We start from the raw sequence: 24,915 nt of genomic DNA on the forward strand, positions 1-24,915 counted from the left end.
TTGCCGAATGCGTTGATGATCTGGTTCAGGTCGCCACCAGCCTGGTTGAGCTGGTTTGCCCAGTAAATCAGGCCAGCCGGGTCAGCCGGACGGCCATAGTAGGCGATGTAAGCCTGTTGTACCTGGGAGTAGTAATCTGCAGCAGCCATGTATAAACACCCCAAAAAGGTCTGTTATTGCCGTTTAATGTGTCGGCATCGCAAGAGGGACACTCATCAAGGCAAGACAATCCACATGCGATTGACGATGCCCCGCCCCGGACGGGCCGGGACGAGGGTGAATTGTCAGTTGAGTGAAAAGCACAAAATGTGATCGCACGCACAAAACCGAAAATTCCTTGCGGACTGTTGCGAGTGCTTCCTTGATGCGTAGTTGTACTTATCGGTTGCCGGACGGCAGGCGGGCAGAAGCCCGTGGGATGGGGCCGTCAACCCCGATTCTATGGAGTCGACGGCTTGCTGCTGGGTGTTACATGGCTGCCCCACTTGGGGGCTGCTCATTCTAAGCAGCGCGAATATGAAATACTGTGACGCATATCACAATTACGACAACGGTCCGCAATTGTTAGTCACTCAAAGGCAAATTAGCAGCGTGTGTGCGAGCGAATAGCCGATAGCAAAAACAGCGCAAACGTTTGCACAGAATTTGCCTTGCGATCGACACATAACGAACCAATCCGCTACCGCCATTTCTTTTCCGTTGTGCTGGAAACGTTGTCATCACAACGGCATCACGGCGATGACCCGCACGCGTTCGCCCTACGTTCGCACCAAGGTCCGACGTCACACCGCGTCACCGTCACGTCACGATCCACGCCCGCAGAAATGTGACGACCATCACATTTTGAACGCCGGGTGCACGAGATGACCTTGCGTCGTCCCCTCCCCTTTCCCGCCCTGCCTGTCCAACGCCGGCAACATCGCCGCCTCCCCCGCCACAACCGGGAGCGATCAATGACAAGTCAACATCCGCCCCTAATTGCAAACGTTTTCGTGCGCCGCCCGCTCTTCAAATCATTGAAATAAACCCTTCATTGCATCTTTATTGCCGAATCGATAGAACCTCGGCCACTGCATCATTGAAAGCAGAAGCAAGAGTTGAAAGCGCACCCTGACGTTTGAAAGTAAAAAGAAAGGGTTAGAACAATTGGAATTTGGCTGAGAAATCAGGGAATGGAATCCGCTTCTATGCCGCGCCTGGAGGCATGTGAATATGCGTGCCACATCGCACCGGCAATTGAAGAATCCGAATCGCTATTCGTCTGATGAATTAGATAAATGCCAAAGGTTTTACAGCCGGTTGCCGTAATACAAGTGCAAAACGCGCGAGACCAAAACGCAAGCGAACAACCGGCGCGCCATTCAACCAGAACGATTAAATCGTCGAGAGACCCACAACTTATCCGAGAGGCCAGGCACCACCCGTTGCTGAGAGACTGAATACACGATCGCTGCAAAAGCAAGATTCATCGACAAAGAACAAGCAAAACATCCGAGAGAGGCACGAAAGCTCCAGCGAACGCTCATTCGCTTCGCCGGGGTAGTTTCGATGCGCCAGGCAATGAATACCCATCACGACGTATTGAAAGATCAGGTTCTGCTTTGCAATGCAAGAGACGAAATCGTTGACGTCGCAACCAGATTCACCAAGGTTGCAACCGTCAAGGAGGGCGATTACATCTGCTTCCAGGGAGATGCGCAGGCACCGCTCATTTTCCTCATCGAAGGTCAGTTGCGCGTCTCGACGTATTCCGAGGACGGCACGGAACTCCCGGTGAGTGTCGTCAATCCGCGCGAATGCGCGGGCGAGGTTTCCATCCTCAACCGCGTGCCGGTGTGCGCCAATGTCGCCGCGGCCAAGGACAGCGTGGTCGGCCTGCTCGACCGCGCCCATGCGCGCCAGTTGCTCGGCGATCCCGATGTCGCGCGCGCGCTGAACAACCTCATGGCGCAGCGCTATATGGGCCTCATCACCGCCCGCAATGCGCATAGCCAGTCGCGCGCCGGCGCGCGCGTGAGCGCCGTGATCGAGTCGACCATCGGCGAGCGGCTGGCGGGCGATCTCCCGCTCGTCGAGTTGCCCAATCAGAGCACGATCGCGGCGATGGCGAAGGTGAGCCGCGAAACGGTCTCGCGCGTGATCTCGTCGCTGGAAAAGCGCGGCGTCATCAAGCGCGAAGGCCGCGCGATCCGCATCAACGATCGCATGGCGCTGCGCCAGCTCGCTGCCGGCTGAGCGACAAAGGGCGGCTACAAATCCGCCGCTACAAACAAAAATGGCCAGCGTTGCGCTGGCCATTTTTCATGCTGCGGGTTGTTACCCCCGGACTCAGACCACCACGGTCTGCGCCTCGCCTTCCTTGCTTGCGCGCACCACGCCGATCTTCCACACCTGCTCGCCGGCTGCGGCCAGTTGGGCTACGGCAGCGTCGGCCTGATCGGCCGCCACGACCACGGCCATGCCAATGCCGCAGTTGAACACGCGGTGCATTTCCGCATCGGCCACGCCGCCGTGCTTTTGCAGCCACGAGAAGAGCGGCGGCAGCGGCCATGCTGCCTGATCCAGTTCGGCCGTGAGGCCTTCGCGCAGCACGCGCGGAATGTTCTCGACGAGACCGCCGCCCGTGATGTGCGCCATGCCCTTCACGGTAATCGTTTCCATCAGCTTGAGCAGCGGCTTCACGTAGATGCGCGTGGGCGCCATCAGCGCGTCGGCAAGCGAGCGGCCGTCAAAGTCGGCGGCGAGGTCCGGCTGCGCGCGCTCGATGATCTTGCGCACGAGCGAGAAGCCGTTCGAATGGATGCCGCTCGAGGCGAGACCCAGCACCACGTCGCCGGGGGCGATCGTGCTGCCGTCGATGATCTTGCTCTTTTCCACGGCGCCCACCGCGAAGCCGGCCAGATCGTATTCGCCGTCGGGGTACATGCCCGGCATTTCGGCCGTTTCGCCGCCGATCAGCGCGCAGCCCGACAGTTCGCAGCCTTGTGCGATGCCCTTCACGACCGTGGCCGCCGTATCGACGTCCAGCTTGCCGCAGGCGAAGTAGTCGAGGAAGAACAGCGGCTCGGCGCCCTGCACGAGGATGTCATTCACGCTCATCGCGACGAGATCCTGGCCGACCGTGTCGTGTTTGTTCAGATGAAACGCGAGGCGCAGCTTGGTGCCCACGCCGTCGGTGCCCGAAACGAGCACGGGCTCCTTGTACTTCTTCGGCACTTCGAAGAGCGCGCCGAATCCGCCGATGCCGCCCATCACGCCTTCGCGCAGGGTCTTCTTCGCAAACGGCTTGATGCGATCGACGAGCGCGTCGCCCGCGACCATGTCGACGCCAGCGTCGGCGTAGGAGAGGCCTTGTTCCTGCGACTGTGCCTGATTAGCGGGGCCGGATTTCGGTTGATTCATGGGGAAGCGCCAGAAGGTCGGTAAAATGCGATTTTAACCGATTGACGGCGCCTCGCCGCCGCGCCCGGAGCGAGTTTTGGCGCGCACGCGCCTTCGCCCCCAACCGGAACCCTGGTTTTGCCGCAGAACACACCGTTTTTCACGCCGTATCCGCGTCGGACCGCTCACCGGACCGGGGGCTCGCACGCCCCTGGCGTCGTGTCGCGGCGACACTGCGGTGTCCGCGGTCATTCCCGCGGTCATAGCCGCAGTCATTGCGATAGCACGCTTTACCAGAACTGATTCCGTCCAGACAGACCGTGCAGCGACAGTTAACGCTCGATCTCGGCACCCCGCCGCCATCGACCTTCGACAACTTCCATATCGGCGCCAACGCCGAGCTGGTCGCACGCCTGCGCGGTCTCGACGCGGCGCTCACGGCGGGCCCGATCTCCGACCGCACGTTCTACGTCTGGGGCGAGCCCGGCAACGGCCGCAGCCATCTGCTGCAAGCGCTCGCCTACGAAGCGCCGCCGGGCCACGTGCGCTATATCGGGCCGCAAAGCGCGCTGGCCGCGTTCACGTTCGATCCGCGCGTGACGATCTACGCGGTGGACGACTGCGACGCGCTTTCGGGCGCCCAGCAGATCGCCCTGTTCAACCTGTTCAACGAGGTGCGCGCGTACCCCGCCTGCGCGCTCGTCGCGACGGGCAGCGCGCCGCCCATGGGGCTCGCGGTGCGCGAGGACCTGCGCACGCGCCTTGGCTGGGGCCTCGTGTTCCACCTCGCGCCGCTTTCCGACGAAGGCAAGGCGGCCATCCTCAAGCTCGCGGCGCGCGAGCGCGGCATTGCGCTGGCCGACGATGTGCCCGCCTACCTGCTCACGCATTTCCGGCGCGACATGCCGAGCTTGATGGGGCTGCTCGACGCGCTCGACCGCTTCTCGCTCGAACAGAAGCGCGCGGTGACGCTGCCGCTCTTGCGCACGATGCTCGCCAAGGGCGTGGGCGAGCTGGTGAGCGTCGCGAGCGCGATGGAGCCGGACGATCTGCCGCCCGAAGACGATCCGGCAACGGATGACACGGGCAAGGCAGGCGACGCGGGCGACGCCGATGCGGCGCAAACGCCGCCAGATGCGGGCGACGCACTGCTCTTGCCCCTGGCTGCCCCCGACGCCCCCGAGCCCGCCGTGGCAGATGCCGCGCCGGACGACTCCGCCCAACCCTACGAGGCGCCGAAGCCGCCCGCCTTGCAGGCGCGAGAGCCGCTGCCGGTGCCGTTCGACAAGCCGACCGACAACGTCGAAGGCGAATTGGGGGCCAAATACCGTCATGTGGTCCACAAGGAACTGGGCACCGAACTCAAGGGCGAAGTCGAAGCCGACGTGAGCAACGAAATGACCGGCGAGCTGCGCGGCGATCTCGATCCGCCTGCGGCGGCGGTGGAACAAACACCGGAACAAACACTGGAACAAGCGCCAGAACAAACGCCGACCGCGCCCGATGCACCAGACACACCCGCAGCGCCCGACTCAGCCGCCACGAACAACACGCCCGTGGATCACGCCGAAGGCGAAGCACCGCCCCGGCCCGACGCGCCTGCCGTGCCGGGCGGGCCGAACCCACCCGAATCTCCCGCGGACTGCGCCGCACCGACGCCGCCCGCCGGCGCAGGCAACGGCGGCCCCCGCTTCAAGTAAAATGAGCGCCCATGGCTAACCTTGCACTTTTCGATCTCGATCACACGCTGATCCCCACCGACAGCGACCACGAATGGGGCCGCTTCATGGTGAAGCTCGGCATCGTGGACGCCGAGCGCTTCGCCGAACAGAACGACCGCTTCTACGCCGACTACAAGGCCGGCCGGCTCGACATTCAGGCTTACCTCGTCGCCATGCTCACGCCGCTCGCGAAGTATTCGCGCGCGCAGTTGAAGGCATGGCACGACCAGTACATGCACGAAGTCATCACGCCGACCATCCTGCCGGCCGCGCTGGAGCTCGTGAAACAGCACAAGGAAGCGGGCGACCTCTGCTGCGTGGTCACCGCCACCAACGAATTCATCACGGCGCCCATCGCCGAGGCGTTCGGCGTGGAAAAGCTGATCGCGTGCGAAGTCGAAACCGTGGACGGCCATCCGGCGTCGGCTTTCACCGGCCGCCCGACCGGCACGCCGAGCTACCGCGAAGGCAAGATCGTGCGCGTCGAACAATGGCTCACCTCGATCGGCAAGCGCTGGTCGGACTTCGAGCACAGCTACTTCTATAGCGACTCACACAACGACATTCCGCTGCTCGAAAAGGTCACCGACCCGATCGCCACCAACCCCGACGACACCCTGCGCGCTCACGCGCAAAAAGCGGGCTGGCGCATCCTCGATTTGTTCCAAGCCCAGTGATCAAGAAACTCATCCGCAAGCTGTTCGGCCAGGACGACGCCGAAACGGCGCAAGACAGCGAAACCCAGGCCGCCGAGCCGCACGCCGCCGAACATGAAGGCGCGCAGGCCGGCAGCACGCGTGCGCGCCGCAAGCCGGCCGGCGCACAGAAGTCATCGAAGCCGCGCGCGGCCAAGGGCGTCAGCGACCCGGCCACGCCCGTGATCCTGTCCGCCGATGTCCACGGCATCAATCCCGCGCTCATTTCGCGCAACGCCGTGCGCGTGACCGAAGGCCTGCAACAGGCGGGCTTCCGGGCGTTCATCGTGGGCGGTGCGGTGCGCGACCTGCTGCTCGGCGTGGCGCCCAAGGACTTCGACGTGGCGACCGACGCCACACCCGACCAGGTGCAGAAGCTGTTCCGCCGCGCGCGCATCATCGGCCGGCGTTTTCAGATCGTGCACGTGCAGTTCGGCCAGGAAATCATCGAGGTCTCGACGTTCCGCGCGCTGGTGGACGCGCCGGCCGCCGACACCGCGCCTGCCCCCGCTCCGGCGCCCGCGAAGCGCATGCGCCGCGACGAGCTCGACCGCAAGACCCACGCCGTGGACGCAAGCGGCCGCGTGCTGCGCGACAACGTGTGGGGCGAGCAGCACGAAGACGCCACGCGCCGCGACTTCACGATCAACGCGATGTACTACGACCCGGCCACGCAGACGGTGCTCGACTATCACAACGGGATGGCCGACATGCGCGCGCGCCTGTTGCGCATGATCGGCGACCCGGCCACGCGTTACCGCGAAGATCCGGTGCGCATGATGCGCGTGGTGCGTTTCGCGGCGAAGCTCGGCTTCGAGATCGAGGAACACACGCGCGAGCCGATCACGAAGCTCGCGGACCTCATCAACAACGTGCCGGCGGCGCGTCTGTTCGACGAGATGCTCAAGCTGCTGCTCTCGGGCCACGCGCTCGAATGCCTCAAGTGGTTGCGCAAGGAAGGGCTGCATCACGGCCTGCTGCCGCTGCTCGACGTGATTCTCGAACAGCCGCAGGGCGAGCGCTTCATCACGCTCGCGCTCTCGAACACCGACGCGCGCGTGCGTGCGGGCAAGCCGGTATCGCCGGGCTTCCTGTTCGCCACGCTCCTGTGGCACGACGTGCAGCAACGCTGGCAGCAGTACACGGCCGAGGGCGAAATTCCGGTGCCGGCGCTGCATCGCGCGATGGACGACGTGATCGACGCGCAAACGGAGAAGCTCGCGATCCATCGCCGCTACTCGTCGGACATGCGCGAGATCTGGGGCTTGCAACTGCGCCTCGAAAAGCGCGGCCGCAGCGCGATGAAGCTGCTGGAACACCAAAGATTTAGAGCGGCGTATGATTTCCTCCTGCTGCGCTGCGAATCGGGAGAGCTCGACGCCGAGGTCGGCCAGTGGTGGACCGACTTCATCGACGGCGACGGCGCGGCCCGCGAAGCCCTGCTCGCGCAGGGCGGCAAGGAACGCGCGCCGCGCAAGCGCCGCCGCCGCGGCGGCGCGAAGAGCCGTAAAACGGGCGAAGATGGCGCGCCGGAGCATGGCGACGCCGGTGACGTGCGTGAAGCGAGCAGTGCAGACCATGGCGACCACGCCGGTCCGCACGAGGACTGACATCGTGCGAGGTCGCGGCACGCCGCGACGCGCATGGGTCGAACCGCAACGAAAGTCGCAGGAAGTGAAGCCATGACGGTTGCCTGGCTGGGAATTGGCGCGAATCTGGGGGATGCGCGCCAGACTCTCAAAGACGCGGTGGTGTGCCTTGCACAACAGCACACCCTCTCCGTCGTCGCCAAATCGAGTCTGTACCGCACCGCGCCCATCGACGCGGGCGGCGACGACTATTACAACTGCGTCGTGAAGATCGAGACCTGTCTCGACGTTCACGCGCTGCTTGGGCTGTGCCAGCGCGTCGAGCATCACTTCGGCCGGGAGCGTCCCTTTCGCAACGCGCCCCGCACGCTCGACATCGACATCCTGCTCTACGGCGCGCTGCGCATCGACGAACCCGATCTCATCGTGCCGCATCCGCGCATGACGGGCCGCGCGTTCGCGCTCGTGCCGCTCGTCGAGATCGATCCCGAACTCGTGATTCCGGGCCTGGGCCCGGCCAGCGCGTTCCTCACCGCCGTGGCCGACCAGCGCATCGAGAAGGTCAAGCCGATGTGCCAGTGCCTTGGCATCGCGAGCACGCCGGACGTGCCGCCGCCGGACAACTGCCGATGAGCACGACGCCCCTGCCGCTCGTGAGCGCACGCGCCCCGCGGCCCGCAGCGCTCCAGTACATCGTGATCGAAGGGCCGATCGGCGCGGGCAAGACCACGCTCGCCACGCGCCTCGCCGAACGCTGGTCGATGCAGACCCTCTTCGAATCGAACGCCGACAATCCGTTCCTGGAGCGCGTCTATCGCGAAGCCGGTGCGTCCTCGCACGCGCTCGCCGCGCAGTTGCACGTCGCGCTGCAACGCGAACGGCTCGCGCACGACGTGGCCGCGCGCCGCGCCGCGGGCGTACCGCTCGTGACGAATTTTCTGGGCGAGCGCAACGACCTGTTCGCGCGCCTCACCTTGAGCGACGACGAACTGCCGCTCTTTCGCGCACTCGCCGCGCGTCTTGCCGTGAACGCGTCCGCGCCCGACCTCGTCGTCTATTTGCAGGCGAGCCCCGAGGTGCTCTACGCACGCATCCAGAAGCGCGCGGTGCCGCGCGAGCTGCATATCTCGGACGCGTTCCTGCGAGCGCTGTGCGACAGCTACAACGACTTTTTCTATCATTACGATCGTGCGCCGGTGTTGACCGTCGGCGCGGAGCATCTGGATCTGCCCGACTCCGATGCGGACCTTGCGCTGATCGCCGAACGTATCGAGACGATGCGCGGCCGCAAGGAATCGTTCGTCAAGGGCACGTCGCTATAGCCGTCGCGCTGACGCGACCCGGCGACGCCGCCCCTCCCCGTTTTCCCCTTTCCCAACGGATTTCCCCATGACTTACCTGCAGGAAACGAGCCGCAGCGCGGTCACCGTGCCCAAACTCCAGGCCATGCGCGACGCGGGCGAGCGCATCGCCATGCTGACCTGCTACGACGCGAGCTTCTCGGCGCTGTGCGACCGCGCGGGCGTGGATACGGTGCTGATCGGCGACTCGCTCGGCAATGTGCTCCAGGGCCACACGACGACGCTGCCCGTCACCATCGACGACATCGCCTATCACACGGCCTGCGTGGCGCGCGCGCAAACGAAGGCGCTGATCGTCGCCGATCTGCCGTTCGGCACCTTCGGCACGCCCGAAGACGCGTTCGCGAACTCGGTGAAGCTCATGCGCGCGGGCGCGCAGATGGTGAAGATCGAAGGCGGCGAATGGCTCGCGCCGACGGTGAAGATGCTGGTCGAGCGCGCCGTGCCGGTGTGCGCGCACATCGGTCTCACGCCGCAGTCGGTGCATGCGTTCGGCGGGTTCAAGGTGCAAGGCAAGAGCGACGCGGCCGCCACGCAACTGATTCGCGACGCGCTCGCGCTCCAGGAAGCGGGCGCGCAGCTCGTGGTGATCGAGGCCGTGCCCGCGGCGCTCGGCACGGAAGTCACGAGGCAACTGCGCATTCCGACCATCGGCATTGGCGCGGGTGTGGACTGCTCGGGCCAGGTGCTCGTGCTGCACGACATGCTCGGCATTTTCCCCGGCAAGCGCCCGCGCTTCGTGAAGGACTTCATGACGGGCCAGCCCGATATCGAATCGGCCGTGCGGGCGTATGTGCAAGCCGTGAAGGAAGGCACGTTCCCCGGACCCGAGCACGTGTTCTGATCGGGCAATCTCGCTTCGCTGAATGAAAAAGCGCGCTCCGGGGAGCGCGCTTCGTTTTTGTGGTTCGCGACAGCCGCTTCACTGCATCAAGCGCGCCGGCACCGCGCCGCGCAGTGCGTTGGTGATGAGCAAGGCTTCGGCGTTGAGGACGTCTTCGCGCGTGAGCACGCGCTCCTTCGCGCCAAACGATGCGTCGTCGAGCAGCACGCCGCGCATCACGCCCGGCAGCACGCCCGAGGCAAGCGGCGGCGTCCACCAGGCGCCCTCGAGCTTCACGAACACGTTCGAGCGGCCGCCTTCGGTCAGCTCGCCGCGCTCGTTGAAGAACAGCATGTCGAAGCCGCCCTGCGCCTCCGCCTCGCGCCAGGCGCGATCGAATTCGGCGCGGCGCGTGGTCTTGCGCAGCAACAGCGCGTCGGCGGATTCGATCGGCGCAAAGCCGTGGTCCGGCGCGAGCAGCACGCCCACGGTGTCGTGCGCGAGCGGCGCGAGCGGCGCGCTTGTGAGCGTGGCCGCCCCGCTCTTGCCGAGCGCGAGGCGCACGCGGTGCGGCGCGCTTTCGTCGGCGAACGCGGCGCAAGCTTCGCCGATACGCGCGCGCAACGCCTCCACATCGCACGGAAAACCGAGCCACGCCGCGCTCGCCGCAAGCCGCGCGAGGTGGCGTTCGACATGGCGCACGCCGAGCGCGCGCGTCGCGAACATCGTTTCGAAGCATTCGATGCCGGGATCGGCTTCGGTCAGGAATCGGGCTTTCAAACGGCACTCCTCGTATTCGTCGGCGGCCACGCTGTCGAGCACGATGCCCGCGCCCACGCCCATCTCGCCGCGTCGCGTGGCGCCCGCGCCCTTGCCGGGCGCATCGAGCGTCAGCGTGCGGATCACGACCGAAAGGCAGAAGTCGCCGCAAGCGTCGCCTTCGCGAGGCGCGTCGAGCCAGCCTATCGTGCCCGTATAGAGCCCGCGCGGCGCGTGCTCCAACGCCTCGATCAGCTCCATCGTCCGGTGCTTGGGCGCGCCCGTGATCGAGCCGCACGGAAAGAGCGCGCGCAACGTGTCGGCGAATGTCGTGCCTTCGCGCAGCAACGCCTGAACGGTCGAGGTCATCTGCCAGACGGAGGCATAAGGCTCCACGCTGAATAGCGCCGGCACCTGCACCGAGCCCGTTTGCGCCACGCGCGAGAGATCGTTGCGCAGGAGATCGACGATCATCACGTTTTCGGCGCGATTCTTCGGGTCGGTCGCGAGAAAGCGCTCGGCGGCGGCGTCCTGCGCGGCGTCCGACGAGCGCGCGGCCGTGCCCTTCATGGGTTTCGCGCGCAACGTCGTGCCGTGCTTCTCGACGAACAGCTCCGGCGAGCACGAGAGCACCCAACGCTCGCCCGGCAACGCGATCAGCGCGCCATAGCGCACGCGCTGACGCTCGCGCAGCCGCCGGTAAAGCGCGAGCGGCGAGCCGAACGCCTCGAAGCCGAGCCGATACGTGTAGTTGATCTGATACGACTCGCCCGCGCGCAAGGCGTCCTGCACGGCGGCGATGTCCTGTTCGAAACGCGCGCGATCGACCCCGATCGTCACACCCGCCACGCCCGCGGCCGCAGGGGCTTCACAGCCCTCTTGCGCGGCGAGCCACACATCGGCCTCTTCGCGCGAAAGCTTCTCGCAGCGTTCGAACAATAAAAAACGCAGCGCGGCGTGGCCGTGCTGCGTTTGACTGGATGACGACGCTTCGTGCTTCGCGAATTCGAGCGCACGCCCGAACTCGTAGTCGCCGAGCACGAGCGCATGGCGTCCCGCGCTCAGTTCGGCGTTCGCTTGCGCGCACACCGCGTCGAGGTCCGCCGCGCGCTCGCATGCCAGCTCGCGCACGAACCCCGTATAGAGGCGGCTCGAACGGCTCGCCGCCGTCGAGTCGCCGTCGTCGAGCAGCGCGAAAACCGCCCCACCCGTCGCGCCACCAGGATTGACTGCCATTGCTTTGACTACCTGCTACTTGCCTGCTGCGTGGTGACGCCGCAAAACGGCATCAGTCGAAGAAGCTCTTCACGCGGTCGAACCAGCTCTTGCTTTGCGGGCTGTGGCGCGAGCCGCCTTCCACGAGCGACTTCTCGAATTGCTGGAGCAACTCGCGCTGGTGATCGGTGAGCTTGACCGGCGTTTCCACCTGGACATGCACGTACAGATCGCCGGCAATGCTCGAACGCAGGCCCTTGATGCCCTTGCCGCGCAGGCGGAACGTCTTGCCCGACTGCGTGCCTTCGGGCACCGTGAAGCTCGCACGGCCCGCCAGCGTCGGCACTTCGATCTCGCCGCCGAGCGCCGCCGTGGTGAACGGAATCGGCATCTGGCAGTGCAGGTCGTCGCCGTCGCGCTCGAACACCGCGTGCTGCTTGATGTGGATCTCGACGTACAGATCGCCCGACGGCCCGCCGTTGATGCCAGGCTCACCGTTGCCGGCCGAGCGAATGCGCATGCCGTCGTCGATGCCCGCCGGAATCTTCACTTCGAGCGTCTTGGTTTCCTTCACCTTCCCTGCGCCGTGGCAGTTCGTGCACGGTTCGGGAATGTAGGAACCCGTGCCGTGGCACTTCGGGCAGGTCTGCTGGATGCTGAAAAAGCCTTGCGACATGCGCACCTGGCCCGAACCGTGACAGGTCGGGCAGGTTTCCGGCTTGGTGCCGGGCTTCGCGCCCGAGCCGTGACACACTTCACAGCCGCTCCAGCCCGGCACGCGAATTTGCGTCTCGTAGCCGTGCGCCGCCTGCTCCAGCGTGATTTCCATGCTGTAGCGCAGGTCCGCGCCGCGGTACACCTGCGGGCCGCTGCGCTGGCCGCCGCGACCGCCCGCGGCCTGGCCGAAGATATCGCCGAAGATGTCGCCGAAAGCGTCCGCGAAGCCGCCAAAGCCCTGCGCACCGGCGCCGCCCATGTTGGGATCGACGCCCGCGTGGCCGTACTGGTCGTATGCCGCGCGCTTTTGCGAGTCCGACAGCATCTCGTAGGCCTCTTTGACCTCCTTGAAATGCTCTTCCGCATCCTTGTTGTCCGGATTGCGGTCGGGGTGATACTTCATCGCCAGCTTGCGATACGCCTTCTTGATTTCGTCGTCGCTCGCGTTCTTCGCGACGCCCAGAACCTCGTAGTAATCCCGTTTCGCCATATCGGTTCAACGCCGGCCGTGTGCTTCGCGGCCCACGCCGGCTCCTCTTGAATGCTGGATCTCGTGACCCGTTTGCCGTTCCTTCGAACATCCGCACGGGCGTTTTCACGCCGCGGCGGCCCCTGAAAGAGAACGGCCTCCATAAAACAAATGTGCCCGGAGAGCCGAACGGCTCGCCAGGCGCTTCAAAGCTGACACGCATCGTAACCGATGCGGCCGCTTTCGTAACGTCACGACCGCCCGCCGATCAGGCGAAACGGTCATGACCGCCACGAACCGACTTAGTCCTTCTTGACTTCCTTGAACTCGGCGTCGACCACGTCGTCCGCGTTGTTCTGCGCGCCCTGCTCGGCCGCGCCCGCACCTGCGGCGCCCGCACCGGCTGCACCTGCCGCCCCGGCTTGCTGCGCTTGCATGTCGGCGTACATCTTTTCGCCGAGCTTCTGCGAAGCGGTGGACAGCGTCTCGACCTTCGCCTCGATCGTCGCCTTGTCGGCCGACGCGTTCTTCAGCGTTTCTTCGAGGTCCTTCAGCGCGGTTTCGATCGCTTCCTTCTCGCTGGCTTCGATCTTGTCGCCGTACTCGGCCACGGCCTTCTTCGTGCTGTGAACCAGCGCGTCGCCCTGGTTGCGCGCGTCGGCCAGCTCACGCAGACGGTGATCTTCTTCCGCGTTCGCTTCGGCGTCCTTCACCATCTTCTCGATTTCGGCTTCCGAAAGACCCGAGTTCGCCTTGATCGTGATGCGGTTTTCCTTGCCGGTCGCCTTGTCCTTCGCGCCGACGTGCAGAATGCCGTTCGCGTCGATGTCGAAGCTCACTTCGATCTGCGGCACGCCGCGCGGTGCGGGCGGAATGCCTTCGAGGTTGAACTCGCCCAGCAGCTTGTTGCCCGCCGCCATTTCGCGTTCGCCCTGGAACACCTTGATCGTCACGGCCGACTGGCTGTCGTCCGCCGTCGAGTAGACCTGTGCGTGCTTGGTCGGGATCGTGGTGTTCTTGTTGATCATCTTCGTCATCACGCCGCCGAGCGTCTCGATACCGAGCGAGAGCGGGGTGACGTCGAGGAGCAGCACGTCCTTACGGTCGCCCGACAGAACCTGACCTTGAATCGCGGCGCCAACGGCCACGGCTTCGTCCGGGTTCACGTCACGGCGCGGGTCCTTGCCGAAGAACTCCTTGACCTTCTCCTGCACCTTCGGCATACGCGTCTGGCCGCCGACGAGAATCACGTCGTCGATGTCGCTGACCTTCACGCCTGCGTCCTTGATCGCCACGCGGCACGGCTCGATGGTGCGCTCGATCAGTTCTTCGACCAGCGCTTCCAGCTTGGCGCGCGTGATCTTCAGGTTCAAGTGCTTCGGACCCGATGCGTCCGCCGTGATATACGGCAGGTTGATTTCGGTCTGCTGGCCCGACGAGAGTTCGATCTTGGCCTTTTCAGCGGCTTCCTTCAGGCGTTGCAGCGCGAGCACGTCCTTCGAGAGGTCGACGCCCTGCTCCTTCTTGAACTCGCCGATGATGTAATCGATGATGCGCTGGTCGAAGTCTTCGCCGCCGAGGAACGTGTCGCCGTTGGTCGAGAGCACTTCGAACTGCATTTCGCCGTCAACGTCCGCGATTTCGATGATCGAGATGTCGAACGTGCCGCCGCCCAGGTCGAACACGGCGATCTTGCGGTCGCCCTTTTCGGCCTTGTCCAGACCGAAGGCGAGCGCGGCTGCCGTCGGCTCGTTGATGATGCGCTTGACTTCCAGACCGGCGATGCGGCCAGCGTCCTTGGTAGCCTGACGCTGGCTGTCGTTGAAGTACGCGGGAACCGTGATCACGGCTTCGGTGACCGGCTCGCCGAGGTAGTCTTCAGCGGTCTTCTTCATCTTGCGCAGCACTTCGGCCGACACCTGCGACGGCGCGAGCTTCGAGCCATGCGCTTCGACCCAGGCGTCGCCGTTGTCGTGCTTGACGATCTTGTAGGGCATCAGGCCGATGTCCTTTTGCACTTCCTTCTCGTCGAAGCGGCGGCCGATCAGGCGCTTGACCGCGTACAGCGTGTTCTTCGGGTTGGTGACCGACTGGCGCTTGGCCGGCGCGCCGACCAGCACTTCGTTGTCGTCCATGTAGGCGATGATCGACGGCGTCGTACGGGCGCCTTCGGAATTCTCGATCACCTTGACCTGATTGCCTTCCATCAGCGCCACGCACGAGTTGGTGGTGCCGAGGTCAATACCAATGATTTTGCCCATTTTTCTCAAATCTCCAATTTTGATCGCTGTGCGGACGCCGCTTTCGCGCTGCTTTAAAACTTCACGCTCAACGCCGCGTGCTTCGTTTAGCGCGGCTAGTGTCCACAAAAATTCGGAACTGCTGCCCAAATAAGTGCCGAGACGGCGTTTTCAAGGGGTTCAGGCTATGCGTTCCATCATTTTTTTCAATCGGCGCCCCGTTTTGTCGCCCAGGCCGCCGATTGCCTTTCTTTCCGCTTACTTCGGTGCCGAAACGGTCACGAGCGCCGGACGCAGCACGCGGTCGGCGATCACATAGCCCTTTTGCAGCACGTTGACGACGGTGTTGGCTTCCTGCTCGGACGGCACCATCGAAATGGCCTGGTGACGGTGCGGGTCGAACTTCTCGCCCACCGGGTTGATCGCGAGGACCTTGCCCTTCTCGAGCGCGCCGGTGAGTTGCCTGAGCGTGAGCTCGACGCCTTCGTTGACCTTGGCCAGATCGTCGGAGTTGTGCGCGAGCGCGGCTTCGAGGCTGTCCATCACCGGCAGCAGATGCTCGGCGAAGCTTTCGATGGCGAACTTGTGCGCCTTGGTGACGTCTTCCTGCGCGCGGCGGCGGACGTTTTCCGTCTCGGCCTTGGCGCGGACGAAGGCGTCCTGCAATTCGGCGATCTTCGCCTGGGCTTCCGCCAGCGCGGCAGCGTTCTGGTCCACGCCGCCTTGCGTTGCCTGCTCGGCAGCTTCGGCCGCCTGTGGCTGGCCAGCCGGCGCCTGGGCTTGCGACGCCTCGTCCGCGGGCGTGGGGTTCTGGCTCGTCGGGTTCTCTTGCGTGTTTTCCATGTCGCTGAACGTCGTTGAATAGTAAAAAAGGGAACAAAGCATCGGGCGCGTTGCCGCCGCCCTTTCCGCCGCGCCGCCGGCTGTTGCGCCAGCGCGACAGATGCTTCATACATCGGGACAGCACATGGGTGCCGGATCGCTTGTTTCAAGGCCTTCCGGCGTTTTTTTATACAGGGATCAAGGCGCCGAAACTGCCCGTTACAACCATTACCGCAGTGCCGCAAGAATGAAATTGAGTACGGGCCAACCCTGACCTACACTCAGGAACAGGTGCTGCTCATGGCGTGTTTACCCTGAGTGCGGCACCGTACCGAATGGGCCTGGGATTAGCAAATTTTTAGCCAACAAACTCGCTAACCAGGCCTCGAAACTGGCCGTTTTGCAGCAATCCCAAGGGGGAGTACCGTGAAACTGACCTTTGCCATATCGGTGGTCGCGCTGGTACTCATCGCCGGAACCACGACCATCTGCATGTCAGGCGCCGTGAACGAAAACACGACGGAGTACGGTGGCGTGCACGCCACGATGGAAGCGCTGTTCAACCCTCACGCGAAAGTTTGTCGATAGTGCGGCGGTCGCGCTTGGTCGGCCTGCCCTGCAACACGGCGGCCGGCTCCCGAAAGAGCCGCCGCCGCTCCTGTTCGGCCGTGCGCCGCTCGCGCCCGGCCGCGGTTTCCGCATAAAGCGTTTGCGCAACGCTGGCGGGGCCGCGCACGTCGCAAATGCCCAGCACTTCCACTTCCCACACCACGTGATCGATCTCGAATTCCACGAGGTCGCCCACGCGCACGTCCTTCGACGCCTTCACGGCGTCGCCGCGAATGCGCACGTGGCCCTTGTTCACGGCGTCCGAGGCGAGCGAGCGCGTCTTGAAGAAGCGCGCCGCCCAGAGCCACTTGTCGATGCGCAACCGCGCGCCAGGTTCAGTCGAGATCTTGTAGTTCATCAGATGCTTTCCGGATGAGCCGCCGAGGTGGCCACTCAGGCCACCGCGCCGGCGCTCGCCGCGGCCTGCACGGGCCAGCCCTGCAAGTGCTGCGCAACGATCTCGCCCAGCGCCGAAATCCATGCGGGCGAAGCGTTCAGGCACGGAATGCGGTGGAATTCCTTGCCGCCGCCGTGCAGGAATTCGTCGCGCACCTCCATGCCGATTTCCTCGATGGTTTCGAGGCAGTCGGCCGTGAAACCGGGGCAAAACACGTCGGCGCGCCGCACGCCGCCCGCGCCCAGCTCGCGCAGCGTCGGCGCCGTGTACGGCTGGAGCCACTGCGCGCGCCCGAAACGCGACTGGAACGTGACCCGGCACTCCACCGGCGTCAGCTCCAGCGCGTGCGTGAGCAGCGCGGCGGTCTGCTGGCACTGGTCGTGATACGGGTCGCCGAGGTCGAGCGTACGGCTCGGCACGCCGTGAAAGCTCAGCACGAGGCGATCGCCCGCGGCGAAATCGGGCTTGCCGTGTGCGTGCCAGTACTGGTGCACCTGGGCCGCGAGCGCCGCGATATAGGCCGGATGGTCGTGATAGCCGCGCACCGTGCGGATTTCCGGCTGGTTGCGCATGCGCCGCAGCGCGACGAACGCCGCGTCGAACGCCGTGGCCGTGGTCGACGCCGAATATTGCGGGTACATCGGCATGAGCAGGATGCGTTCCGCGCCCGCCAGCTTGAGCTGGTTGAGCATCGCCGGGATGTCGGGCGTGCCGTAGCGCATCGCGTAGTCGACGAGCACCGTGTAGTCGTTGATCTGTAGCAGATGGCGCAGGCCGTCGGTCTGCTTTTGCGTGTGCACGCGCAGCGGCGAGCCCTCGGGCGTCCACACCGCCGCGTACTTTTTCGCCGACGAGCGGCCGCGCAGCGGCAGGATCAGCGCGCGCAGGATGACCTGCCAGATGGGCGCCGGAATCTCGACCACGCGCGGATCGGAGAGGAACTGCGCGAGATAGCGGCGCACGGCGCGCGGCGTGGGCGCGTCCGGCGTGCCCAGATTGATGAGCAGCACGGCGACGCGATGCGCCGCGGCGGACTGCGAAGGCCGCTCCAGGTCGAAACGCATAGGCGAGTCAGTGGCGCCACGCTTTTCGCGCGGCAACGGTTGCATGAAACAAGCATTATAGCGGGCGCCCCTGGCGGGCCAACCGGGTGGCGCCGCGCCGCCGTTCGCGGGCTCGCCGCACGTTGGCCGTTCGGCTAATGGCGCGCAACGCGGCTTTCGGCGACGATCTCAGGAAAGGCGGGGGTGGCCCCGGCCCGGCGCTCAGTTCTGGCTGAGCGTGAGCGAAAGCAGGCGCGCGGTGATGTCCACGATCGGAATCACGCGGTTGTAGGCCATGCGGGTCGGCCCGATCACGCCGAGCGTACCCACGATCTTGCCGTTCACCTCGTAGGGCGCCGTCACCACGCTCATTTCCTCGATCGGCACGAGGTTCGACTCGCCGCCGATGAAAATCTGCACGCCCTGCGCGTGACTCGAAACGTCGAGCAGTTGCAGGAGGCTGGTTTTCTGGTCGAACACGTCGAACAGCTTGCGCAGGCGCGCCATGTCCGACGAAAGATCGGCCACTTCGAGCAGGTTGCGCTCGCCGGAGATGAGCACGGTGTCGCCGCTTTCGGGCTCCTCGGTGCTCGCGGTCACGGCCGCGTGCATGAGTGTCGTCATGTCGCCGCGCAGCGCGTCGATTTCCTCGCGCAAGCGGCGGCGCACCTCGTCGAACGAAAGGCCGGCAAAATGCGCGTTGATGTAATTGGAGGCTTCGATCAGCTCGGAAGGCGTGAAGTCGCGCTGCGTCGCCATGATGCGGTTCTGCACGTCGCCTTCGGGCGTCACGATGATGAGCAGGATGCGCTTGTCGGACAGGCGCATGAACTCGATCTGCTTGAACACGTGGCTGCGCCGCGGCGTGAGCACCACGCCCGCGAACTGCGAGAGGTTCGACAGCACGCTGGCCGCCGCCGCCACCACCTTCTGCGGCTCGCCGGGGCGCAGCGTGGTTTTCACCGCGCGCGTGACCGCGTCGTCCTCGGAACCTGGCTCGACGGTGAGCATGGTGTCGACGAACAGGCGGTAGCCGCGCGGCGTGGGCACGCGCCCGGCCGAGGTGTGCGGGCTGGACACGAGCCCCAGTTCCTCGAGGTCCGACATCACGTTGCGAATGGTCGCTGGGCTCAGCTCCAGGCCGGAATAGCGCGACAACGTGCGCGAGCCGACCGGCTGACCTTCGGCGATGTAGCGCTCGATCAGCGTTTTGAGGAGGGTTTGTGCGCGGGGATCTAGCATGACTGAAAATTTTAGCCTAATGGCGGGTTCACGGCGAGTACGCCGCGTGGCGCGGCCTTCGGGCAAGCCGCGCGGCACGGCGCGCGGCTTGCTGCCCGCGCCCCCGGCCGGCGCGCCTCGCGCTCGCGTTTTGTCATCGCCGTGTCACCGGCTTCGGGCTGGAAAGCGCGGCATGCAAGGCCCGGCGGGGCGTCCGGGGCCCGCGCCAGGTTCTTTTCGCGACCTGACTATGGTGTAATGCCGGCATGCAGATCCATAAGATCCAGAGCCAGTTCAAGACGGTTGCGCTAGTCGGGCGCAGCAATACGCCAGGCATCGCCGAGCCGCTGTCGGCGCTCGCCCAGACCATTGCGAAGCGCGGCTTCGAGGTCGTGTTCGAAGCGCAGACCGCGGAGGAAATCGGCGCGCAGGGCTATCCCGCGCTTCAGCCCGCCGAGATCGGCGCGCGCGCGGACGTAGCCGTGGTGCTCGGCGGCGATGGCACGATGCTCGGCATCGGCCGCCAGCTCGCGCCCTACCGCACGCCGCTCATCGGCATCAACCACGGGCGTCTCGGCTTCATCACCGACATCGCGTTTTCCGAAATGCAGGAGGTCGTGCCGCAACTGCTCGCGGGCTCGTTCGAGCGCGAGGAGCGCTCGCTGCTCGAATCGCGCATCACGCGCGACGGCGACCCGATCTATCACGCGCTCGCCTTCAATGACGTGGTCGTGAACCGCAGCGGCTTTTCCGGCATGGCGGAGCTGCGCGTGAACGTGGACGGCCGCTTCATGTACAACCAGCGCTCGGACGGCCTGATCGTCGCGACGCCCACGGGCTCGACCGCTTACGCGCTCTCGTCGCAGGGGCCGATCCTGCATCCGCAATTGCAAGGCATCGTGCTCGTGCCGATTGCCCCGCATGCGCTTTCGAACCGCCCCATCGTGCTGCCGGACGACTGCAAGGTGAGCATCCAGATCGTGGCGGGACGCGACGTCAACGTGAACTTCGACATGCAGTCGTTCACGGCGCTCGAACTGAACGACGTGATCGAGGTGCGCCGCTCGCGCCACACCGTGCCCTTCCTGCACCCCGTGGGCTACAGCTACTACCGTACGCTGCGCAAGAAGCTGCACTGGAACGAGCACCCCTCGTTGCAGAACGACCCGGAAGACTGAACCCGAGCCCTACCGAGCCCCACCACACGCCCATGCTTCGCCATCTCTCGATTCGCGACTTCGTGATCGTCGCCGCGCTCGACCTTGAGTTCGACCTTGGCTTCACCGTGTTCTCCGGCGAAACGGGCGCGGGCAAGTCGATCCTGATCGACGCCCTCGCGCTTACGCTCGGCGCGCGCGCCGATGCGTCCGTCGTGCGCACGGGCGAAAGCCGCGCCGACATCACCGCCGAATTCGACGCGCCGGCGCACGTCGCGCGCTGGCTCGACGAGCAGGCGCTCGCGAATGTCGACGCAGGCGACAGCGAGCCCTCCGTCATGATGCGCCGCGTGGTGGACAGCGGCGGCCGCTCGCGCGCCTTCATCAACGGCACGCCGGCCACGCTCGCGCAATTGCGCGAACTGGGCGAGATGCTGGTGGACATCCACGGCCAGCACGCGCATCAGTTGCTCATGCGGCCCGACGCGCAGCGCGAGCTGTTCGACACGCACGCGGGCCTCACCGATCTGGCCGCCACGGTCACGCGCGCATGGCGCGATGCGCGCGACGCCCGGCTGGCGCTGCAAACCGCCACGTCGCGCGACCGCGAACTGCAACTGGAGCGCGAGCGCCTCGCCTGGCAGCTCGCCGAACTCGACAAGCTCGCGCCGCAGCCCGGCGAATGGGAAGAGGTGAACGCCGAGCACGTGCGGCTTTCGAACTCGGCAAACCTGATCAGCGGCGTGCAGGGCGCGCTCGCGGCGTTGTCGGAATCCGACGACGCAATGATCTCGCAGCTGAATTCGATCGTCTCGAAGCTGCGCGATCTCGCCGAGGTCGACGCCGAACTCAACGACGCGCTCGCCGCGCTCGACCCCGCCGCGATCCAGCTTCAGGAAGCGGCCTACTCGCTCTCGCATTACGCGCAGCGCCTCGACCTCGATCCGCACCGGCTCGCGCAGGTGGAGCAGCGCCTCGACGCGCTGCACTCGGCCGCGCGCAAGTTCCGCCTTCAGGCCGAGGCGCTGCCCGACGAGCACGCGGCGCGCCGCCAGCAACTCGCGGCGCTCGACGCCGCGTCCGATCTCGACGGCCTGCGCGCCGCCGCGCAGAAAGCGCAGGACGCGTACCTCGCCAAGGCGCACCAGCTCTCCAAGGCGCGCGCAAAGGCTGCGCGGACGCTCGGCGCGGCGGTCACCCAGGGCATGCAGGAACTGGCGATGGCGGGCGGCAGTTTCGATGTCGCGCTCGTGCCGCTCGGCAACGCATCCAGTGGCGAGCCGATCGGCGGTGCGAACGGTCTGGAGCAGATCGAATTCCGCGTGGCGGGTCACGCGGGCGTGCCGCTGCGCCCGCTTGCGAAGATCGCCTCGGGCGGCGAGCTCGCGCGCATCAGCCTCGCGCTCGCCGTGATCGCGAGCGCCGCGAGCCCCACGCCCACGCTGATCTTCGACGAAGTCGATACGGGCATCGGCGGCGGCGTGGCGGAAGTCGTCGGGCGTCTGCTGCACCAGCTCGGCGGCGAGCGCCAGGTGCTGTGCGTCACGCACCTGCCGCAGGTCGCGGCGCGCGGCGACCGCCACTTCCAGGTATCGAAGTCCGGCGACGGCAACGGCGGCACGGTCTCGGCCGTCATGCCGCTCGACCGCGGCGGCCGCGTGGAGGAAGTCGCGCGCATGCTGGGCGGTCTGGAGATTACCGCGACAACCCGGCGGCATGCGAAGGAGATGCTGGCGGCTTGAGGGCGTCCCCTCGCGCCCTAGCCCTCCCCCCGCTCCCCAAACACCCGCTTCCACAACGCCAGCACGGCCGCGCGCTCGGCCTCCACGCGCGCCGGGTCCACCCGCGCCGTCTCCATGCCGTCCAGGCGCAACTGGTGTTGCAGCTTGCGATAGAGCCGGTAGGCCGAGCCGATCGTCTCCGCCTCCTCCTCGCTCATGAGCCCGAAGCGCGACACCTCGCGCAAGAGCGCGATATTGCCGGTATTGCGGATCAGTTCGGGGTCTTGCGCAGCGTGCAGCAGCACCCAGTACTGCACGAGGAACTCTATGTCCACCATGCCGCCGCGGTCGTGCTTCAGGTCGAAAAGCTCGGTGCGGTTCGGGTGGCCCTCCTCCACGCGCTGGCGCATCTCGACGATCTCCTTCGCGAGCGGCGCGGCGTCGCGCGGCGTGGTGAGCACCTGCACGCGAATCGACTCGAAAACCTGGCCGATCGCCGCGTCCCCGGCCGAGAAGCGCGCGCGCGTGAGCGCCTGGTGCTCCCACACCCACGCCGTGTTCGCCGCGTCGCCTTCGCGCAACTGGTAGCGCCGGAACGCGTCGAGGTCGGTCACGAGCAGCCCCGACTCGCCGTTCGGCCGCAGGCGCAGATCGATGTCGAACAGCGTGCCCGCGCCGGTGGCCGTGGTGAGCCACGTGATGAGGCGGCGCGCGAAGGTCGCGTAGATCTCCGAGGCGCGTTCGTCCTCGTCCTCGTACAGAAAGATGATGTCGAGGTCCGACGCGTAGCCCAGCTCCTTGCCGCCGAGCTTGCCGTAGGCGATCGCCGCGAAGCGCGGCACCTCGCGATGGCGCTTGGCGAACTGCTTCCACACGGTCTCGATGGTCACGTCGAGCACGGCGTCGGCGAGTTCCGAGAGGCGGTCGCTCACGTGCTCCACCGAGAGCCGCCCCGCGAGGTCGTTGAGCAGGATGCGGAACACTTCGGCCTGGTGCGCGTGGCGCAGCAGGTCCATCTGCTGCTCGACATCGGCGGCGGCGGCAAGGCGCGCGCGCAAGAGGCGCGAGAACTCGGGCCAGTCGAAGGGCGAGGAAATCGCCTCGTCGTCGAGCAGTTCGTCGAGCAGTTGGGGATGGCGGATCAGATAGCCCGCCGCCCAGCGCGACGCGCCCAGCACCTTGAGCACGCGGTTGAGCGCGTCCGGGTATTCGGTGAGCAGCGCGAGGTACGCGCCGCGCCGGATCACGGCTTCGAGCAGGTCGAACATGCGCGCGAGGGTGTCGCCGCGCCGCGCGCGCGGTTCCAGCGTGCGTGCGGCGTCGAGCGCGCGCTGCGCGACGCTGTCGAAGCGCTCGCGGCTCTTTTCGGGCAGCCCCGCGTAACGCGACGACTGCCAGAGGCCCCGCAGGCGCGCGAGCAGCGGCGCGGGGTCGTCGATGCCGAGTTGGGCGAGCCGCTCGAGCAGGCCGCCGTCGGCGCCCTCTTCACCCAGCGCGGTGCTCCAGACCCACGCGGCGGCGCCGTCGTCGGCCGCGCCATTGCCGGTCTCGCCGCCCACCTTGTCGGAGAAGATCTGCACGAACTGGCGCTCCACCCTTTCGCGGTGGCCGTCGAGCGTCGTCATCAGCGCGGCGTAATCGGCGAAGCCTAGCGACTGCGCGAGTGCGGCGCGCTCGCCGGGATCGACGGGCATGGCGTGCGTCTGGGCGTCGTCGCGGTATTGCAGGCGGTGCTCCAGCACGCGCAGGAAGTGATAGGCGCGCGTGAGGTCGCTGCACACCTCGGGCGCGATCAGCCCGCGCGCGGCGGCGTAGCCGAGCACGGCGAGCGTGGGGCGCACGCGAAAACCCGCGTCCTGGCCGCCGCGAATGAGCTGGAACACCTGGGCGCTGAACTCGATCTCGCGGATGCCGCCGCGCCCGAGCTTGATGTCGTCGGCCTTGTCGGGGCGCATCATCGCGCGCCGCTGCGCTTCCTGCCGGATCTGCACGTGCAGCGAGCGGATCGCGCTGATCACGCCGAAATCCAGGTAGCGCCGGTACACGAAGGGCTTCACGAGCGAATCGAGCTGGCGCGCAAGGCGCAGCGCGCTCTCGCTTTCCTCCTCGGAAACGAGCCGCCCCTTGATCCATGCGTAGCGCTCCCACTCGCGCCCTTGCACGTAGAAGTACTCTTCGAGCATGCCGAGGCTGCACACGAGCGGCCCCGAGTCGCCATTCGGGCGCAGCCGCATGTCGACGCGAAACACGAAGCCGTCGCCCGTCACGTCGCTCAGCGCGCCGATCAGGCGCTTGCCCACGCGCGTGAAGAAGTCCTGCGTGGCGATGGGCGAGCGCTGGCCGCCCGTGGTTTCGCCGTCGTCTTCATAAACGAAGATCAGGTCGATGTCCGACGATACGTTCAGCTCGCGCCCGCCGAGCTTGCCCATGCCCACCACGCCGAGCGTGAGGCGCTCGCCATTGGGGCCGCGCGGCTCGCCGAACAGCGTTTCGAGGTCGGCGCTCACGCAGGCGAGCGCGCGCTGGATCGCGACTTCGGCGAGATCGGTCATGCTGCCCGTGACTTCGGCGACATCGGCCACGCCGCCGAGATCGCGCTCCATGACCGCGCAGATCACTTCCACGCGCAACTGGCGCAGCACCTTCTTCAACTGTTCGTCGGTGAGCGGCGCGCCGGGTGCGGCGCTTGCTTGCGCACTCAGCGCGTCGAGCCGCGCGACAATGCGCTCGCGCGCGAGCGGCGCGGCGGCCAGCGCCTCGACCTGCGCCGCCAGTTCGGGACGCGCGGCGTAGGCACGCGCGGCGTAACGGGAATAACTGGAACTCAGAAGGGGGATGTCGGTCATGAAGGGCTGCTTGCCAGGAAGGCGCTGTCTCGTGTCTGGGGTTGCTGTGGCGCAATCGGGAGGGTCCGCCCTGTGCAACGATTGCACCGATTGCACCGCTTACCGACCTTTCCGGCGCTTTTGCCGCTG

Annotated in this window: 17 protein-coding genes and 1 pseudogene; 9 read left to right on the forward strand and 9 right to left on the reverse strand. The window is 66.0% G+C overall.

All coding sequences use genetic code 11. The features are described 5' to 3' along the window. Positions 1 to 1,560 precede the first annotated feature (1,560 nt). Positions 1,561 to 2,235, forward strand: coding sequence for a Crp/Fnr family transcriptional regulator (locus C7401_RS13230; RefSeq protein ID WP_165841773.1), 675 nt, complete (start codon positions 1,561 to 1,563; stop codon positions 2,233 to 2,235). A 93-nt stretch (positions 2,236 to 2,328) separates the two neighbouring features. Here C7401_RS13230 and purM read toward each other — a convergent pair whose 3' ends face one another. Further along, complete coding sequence (purM, locus tag C7401_RS13235) at positions 2,329 to 3,402, reverse strand: phosphoribosylformylglycinamidine cyclo-ligase (protein ID WP_112171854.1); 1,074 nt, start codon at positions 3,400 to 3,402, stop codon at positions 2,329 to 2,331. 299 nt (positions 3,403 to 3,701) lie between these two features. Here purM and hda point away from each other — a divergent pair. The 6 genes and pseudogenes from hda to panB all read left to right on the forward strand — a co-directional run. Beyond that, a pseudogene (hda, locus tag C7401_RS13240) lies at positions 3,702 to 4,379 on the forward strand (DnaA regulatory inactivator Hda); the annotation flags it as partial. A gap of 713 nt (positions 4,380 to 5,092) precedes the next feature. Further along, positions 5,093 to 5,779 carry a histidinol-phosphatase gene (locus C7401_RS13245; RefSeq protein WP_112171855.1) on the forward strand — a complete coding sequence of 229 codons (687 nt, stop codon included), beginning with the start codon at positions 5,093 to 5,095 and terminating at the stop codon, positions 5,777 to 5,779. After that, entirely contained in the window at positions 5,776 to 7,407 is a 1,632-nt protein-coding gene (pcnB, locus tag C7401_RS13250; protein WP_112171856.1) for a polynucleotide adenylyltransferase PcnB, read from the forward strand. The genes C7401_RS13245 and pcnB overlap by 4 nt, the downstream gene beginning before the upstream one ends. Before the next feature lie 72 nt (positions 7,408 to 7,479). Then, positions 7,480 to 8,019, forward strand: a complete 540-nt coding sequence (gene folK, locus C7401_RS13255) for a 2-amino-4-hydroxy-6-hydroxymethyldihydropteridine diphosphokinase (RefSeq protein WP_112171857.1) — start codon at positions 7,480 to 7,482, stop codon at positions 8,017 to 8,019. Beyond that, complete coding sequence (locus C7401_RS13260) at positions 8,016 to 8,708, forward strand: deoxynucleoside kinase (RefSeq protein WP_112171858.1); 693 nt, start codon at positions 8,016 to 8,018, stop codon at positions 8,706 to 8,708. The genes folK and C7401_RS13260 overlap by 4 nt, the downstream gene beginning before the upstream one ends. 67 nt (positions 8,709 to 8,775) lie before the next feature. Next, a complete protein-coding gene (gene panB, locus C7401_RS13265) occupies positions 8,776 to 9,591 on the forward strand; it encodes a 3-methyl-2-oxobutanoate hydroxymethyltransferase (protein ID WP_112171859.1) in 816 nt (271 codons plus the stop codon). 78 nt (positions 9,592 to 9,669) lie between these two features. Here the strand turns inward: panB and pabB are convergent, their stop codons facing one another. From pabB to hrcA, 7 genes are all read right to left on the reverse strand, one after another. Beyond that, positions 9,670 to 11,565: an aminodeoxychorismate synthase component I gene (pabB, locus tag C7401_RS13270; RefSeq protein WP_112171860.1), complete on the reverse strand. Its 1,896-nt coding sequence runs from the start codon at positions 11,563 to 11,565 to the stop codon at positions 9,670 to 9,672. A gap of 52 nt (positions 11,566 to 11,617) precedes the next feature. Then, positions 11,618 to 12,751, reverse strand: a complete 1,134-nt coding sequence (gene dnaJ, locus C7401_RS13275; protein ID WP_112171861.1) for a molecular chaperone DnaJ — start codon at positions 12,749 to 12,751, stop codon at positions 11,618 to 11,620. A gap of 281 nt (positions 12,752 to 13,032) precedes the next feature. Further along, positions 13,033 to 14,991 carry a molecular chaperone DnaK gene (dnaK, locus tag C7401_RS13280; RefSeq protein ID WP_112171862.1) on the reverse strand — a complete coding sequence of 653 codons (1,959 nt, stop codon included), beginning with the start codon at positions 14,989 to 14,991 and terminating at the stop codon, positions 13,033 to 13,035. Between the two features lie 237 nt (positions 14,992 to 15,228). Beyond that, a complete protein-coding gene (gene grpE, locus C7401_RS13285; protein ID WP_112172104.1) occupies positions 15,229 to 15,813 on the reverse strand; it encodes a nucleotide exchange factor GrpE in 585 nt (194 codons plus the stop codon). A 538-nt stretch (positions 15,814 to 16,351) separates the two neighbouring features. Further along, positions 16,352 to 16,759: an RNA-binding S4 domain-containing protein gene (locus C7401_RS13290; protein WP_112171863.1), complete on the reverse strand. Its 408-nt coding sequence runs from the start codon at positions 16,757 to 16,759 to the stop codon at positions 16,352 to 16,354. 35 nt (positions 16,760 to 16,794) lie between these two features. Further along, positions 16,795 to 17,862, reverse strand: coding sequence for a ferrochelatase (hemH, locus tag C7401_RS13295; protein ID WP_112172105.1), 1,068 nt, complete (start codon positions 17,860 to 17,862; stop codon positions 16,795 to 16,797). Between the two features lie 201 nt (positions 17,863 to 18,063). Further along, positions 18,064 to 19,083: a heat-inducible transcriptional repressor HrcA gene (hrcA, locus tag C7401_RS13300; protein WP_181565578.1), complete on the reverse strand. Its 1,020-nt coding sequence runs from the start codon at positions 19,081 to 19,083 to the stop codon at positions 18,064 to 18,066. A gap of 245 nt (positions 19,084 to 19,328) precedes the next feature. On the opposite strand from hrcA, the gene C7401_RS13305 reads away from it, so the two are divergent. Beyond that, positions 19,329 to 20,240 (forward strand): NAD kinase, encoded by a 912-nt coding sequence (locus C7401_RS13305; protein ID WP_112171864.1) that lies wholly within the window; start codon positions 19,329 to 19,331, stop codon positions 20,238 to 20,240. A 32-nt stretch (positions 20,241 to 20,272) separates the two neighbouring features. After that, complete coding sequence (recN, locus tag C7401_RS13310; protein ID WP_112171865.1) at positions 20,273 to 21,961, forward strand: DNA repair protein RecN; 1,689 nt, start codon at positions 20,273 to 20,275, stop codon at positions 21,959 to 21,961. A 17-nt stretch (positions 21,962 to 21,978) separates the two neighbouring features. Here the strand turns inward: recN and glnE are convergent, their stop codons facing one another. After that, positions 21,979 to 24,786 carry a bifunctional [glutamate--ammonia ligase]-adenylyl-L-tyrosine phosphorylase/[glutamate--ammonia-ligase] adenylyltransferase gene (gene glnE / locus C7401_RS13315; protein ID WP_112171866.1) on the reverse strand — a complete coding sequence of 936 codons (2,808 nt, stop codon included), beginning with the start codon at positions 24,784 to 24,786 and terminating at the stop codon, positions 21,979 to 21,981. Positions 24,787 to 24,915 lie beyond the last annotated feature (129 nt).

This window comes from Paraburkholderia unamae, assembly GCF_003268775.1.
GTDB lineage: Bacteria > Pseudomonadota > Gammaproteobacteria > Burkholderiales > Burkholderiaceae > Paraburkholderia > Paraburkholderia unamae.